General features: G+C 63.6%; 2 protein-coding genes and 2 pseudogenes. 1 reads left to right on the top strand and 3 read right to left on the bottom strand.

The annotated features are described in order from the left end of the window. Window positions 1–56: 56 nt before the first annotated feature. Window positions 57–209: pseudogene (gene rpsB, locus ACFE99_RS24825) on the top strand (30S ribosomal protein S2); the annotation flags it as partial. 83 nt (window positions 210–292) lie between these two features. Here rpsB and ACFE99_RS24830 read toward each other — a convergent pair. The 3 genes and pseudogenes from ACFE99_RS24830 to ACFE99_RS24840 form a co-directional block, all read right to left on the bottom strand. Further along, a pseudogene (locus ACFE99_RS24830) lies at window positions 293–700 on the bottom strand (hypothetical protein); the annotation flags it as partial. Window positions 701–876: 176 nt separating this feature from the next. After that, window positions 877–1296, bottom strand: a complete 420-nt coding sequence (locus ACFE99_RS24835) for a cytochrome c oxidase subunit 4 (protein ID WP_324970152.1) — start codon at window positions 1294–1296, stop codon at window positions 877–879. Window positions 1297–1304: 8 nt separating this feature from the next. Then, window positions 1305–2372: a cytochrome c oxidase subunit II gene (locus tag ACFE99_RS24840; protein WP_375489497.1), complete on the bottom strand. Its 1068-nt coding sequence runs from the start codon at window positions 2370–2372 to the stop codon at window positions 1305–1307. Between the last annotated feature and the right edge of the window lie 180 nt (window positions 2373–2552).

Here is a 2552-nt window from a genome sequence, read left to right on the forward strand (position 1 = left end):
TGATGATGGGGCGCGAGCGTGAAAAGCTCGAGAAGGCGCTCGGCGGCATCAAGGACATGGGCGGCGTTCCCGATCTCATCTTCGTGATCGACACCAACAAGGAGCAGTTGGCCATCAAGGAGGCCAAGCGCCTCGGCATCCCGGTGGTGGCGATCGTCGATACCAACTGCGATCCGGACGGCATCACCTATCCGATTCCCGGCAACGACGACGCCAGCCGCGCCATCCTGCTTTATTGCGACCTCGTGGCCCGGGCCGCCATCGACGGCATCTCGCGCGGCCAGGGTTCGCTCGGCGTCGACGTCGGCGCCGTCCCGGGAGTGGCCAGCTTGCTGGTGTCGGTGCGAGCAAACAACAGCGACACCGATACCACGAGGGCGATCGCGGCCACAATCGCCGCGACACCGACCACCCATGGCCAGCGTGGCGGCCGGCTCTCCTCTTCTTCGGTTGACTCGTCGTAGCTGTCGTAGTCGTAGAGGTCCAGGTCGACCGGCACATAAGGGCCGCTGGTGAAGTGCTCCGACTCGGGAGCGGAATATGCCTGGGAATAGAAGTCGGTCGCGCTCGTCGGCTCCGAGTCGTCCGCAGCCTCCCCCTCCTCGGCAACGGACTCGGCCTCGGCGTCGAGTTCCTCGCTGGGCTCGCGGCCGAGATCCAGTTCGTCAGATTCCGGTCCAGGGGGATTCGGCCCACTCATGCTTGCCTGTCCTGTTCGACTACATCACCAACGCGCGCGGCACTGGTGCTGCGCGCGCTCAGACATTTTCCATCGTGCTTCGGCAGCAACCCTACCCAACCCAGTCAGGTGCGGCGGTCTGGGCGAATCGGCCGCAGCTCAACTGGTGTCCTGATTGTGACCTTTGGCCACGTCAATCAGTGTTTCTCCGGCCCGAGGTAGTACTCGAAGACCAGTCCGGCCGACGAGCTGAGCACAAATACCACTCCCGCGACGATCAACCATGGCAACCACAGGGCGATGCCGACTGCGGCCACCGAGGCGGACAACGCCACCAGCACCGGCCACCAGCTGTGCGGGCTGAAGAAGCCCAACTCCCCTGCGCCATCGCTAATCTCGGCACCTTCGTAGTCCTCCGGCCGGGTGTCGAGCCGGCGGGCGACGAAGCGGAAGAAGGTTGCAACGATCAATGCCATGCCGCCGGTCAGCGCCAAGGCGGTTGTGCCGGCCCACTCGATACCGCCAGTCGCAAAAAGCTGGGTCAGCACGCCGTAGAGCACCGCCGTCGCAAGGAAGAATACGGCGACAAACTCGAACAGCCTGGCTTCGATGTGCATCGGTCTTCCTACTTACTCGCTTGCTGTGCCAATTCACCGCGGCGGGTGTCGAACGGGTGCGTGGTGACGGCGGTAGCCGGCTGGTTGATCGCCTGCAGTGCCTCGGCGTTGGTCTTGCCTTCGCGGCGTTTGTCCAGGTACGCCTTGAAGTCGTTGGGCTGCACTACGCGAACCTCGAAGTTCATCATCGAGTGGTAGGTGCCGCACATTTCGGCACAGCGGCCGACGAACGCGCCGGTCTTGGTGATCTCCGACACCTGGAAGACGTTGACGGAGTTGTTGGCCTTGGGATTGGGCATGACGTCGCGCTTGAACAAGAACTCCGGAACCCAAAACGCATGCACCACGTCGGCCGAGGCCATTTGGAATTCGATGCGCTTGCCGGCCGGCAATACCAGCACCGGGATTTCGTCGCTGGTGCCCAAGGTTTCGACCTTGTCGAAGTTGAGGTAGCTGCGGTCTTCGGTGTTGCGACCGCGGATCGGGCCGACCAGTTCCTCGCCGTGCTTGTCTTTGCCTTCCGGCTTGGAAACCATCGCGTGTTTGCGCGCGGGGTCGGCACCGTCGTACTGGTACGTGCCGTCTTTGAAGTGGACTTTCTGATAGCCGAACTTCCAATTCCATTGGAACGGTGTGACGTCGACGACCACCTCGGGATCGGATGCCAGGTGAATCATTTTCTCCTGCACGACGACGGTGAAATAGAACAGCACCGAGATGATGAGAAATGGTGTGACGGTGAGCACCAGCTCCAGCGGCAAGTTGTAGCCGAACTGTCGGGGCAGCTCCGTGTCGGTCTTTCTCTTGCGATGAAACGCCGAGGCCCAAAAGATCAGGCCCCACACGATGACGCCGACGACCAGCGAGGCGATGACCGCGCCGATCCATAGCTGCCGGTTGAGATCGGCCTCCGGGGTGATGCCCCGGGGCCAGCCGAGGGCCAGCGCTTCGGTCCACCTGCACCCGCTAAGGGTCACGGCCAGCGCACCCAGGGTGCCGGCCAGTACCAGCAGGCGCCGCCCGCGGCCCAGCGCCGGGCCAAAGCCTCCAGCAAAGCCACGCGCACGTCGGGGCACGCGAGGTGTCACGTTGGCGCCTCCTGTGTCACAAGCTGGGGCAGCGCAGCTCGGCTGACCCGCGGCAGCAGTCGAATACTACGCAGCGTAGACCACGCATAGCCACCGGTGACGAGCTACCCGCAGGGTCGGCCAGTCACTAGGTGCAACGCCGAAGAGCGCCGCCTTGCGGCATACTGG

This window comes from uncultured Mycobacterium sp., from assembly GCF_964249325.1.
Classification (GTDB): domain Bacteria; phylum Actinomycetota; class Actinomycetes; order Mycobacteriales; family Mycobacteriaceae; genus Mycobacterium.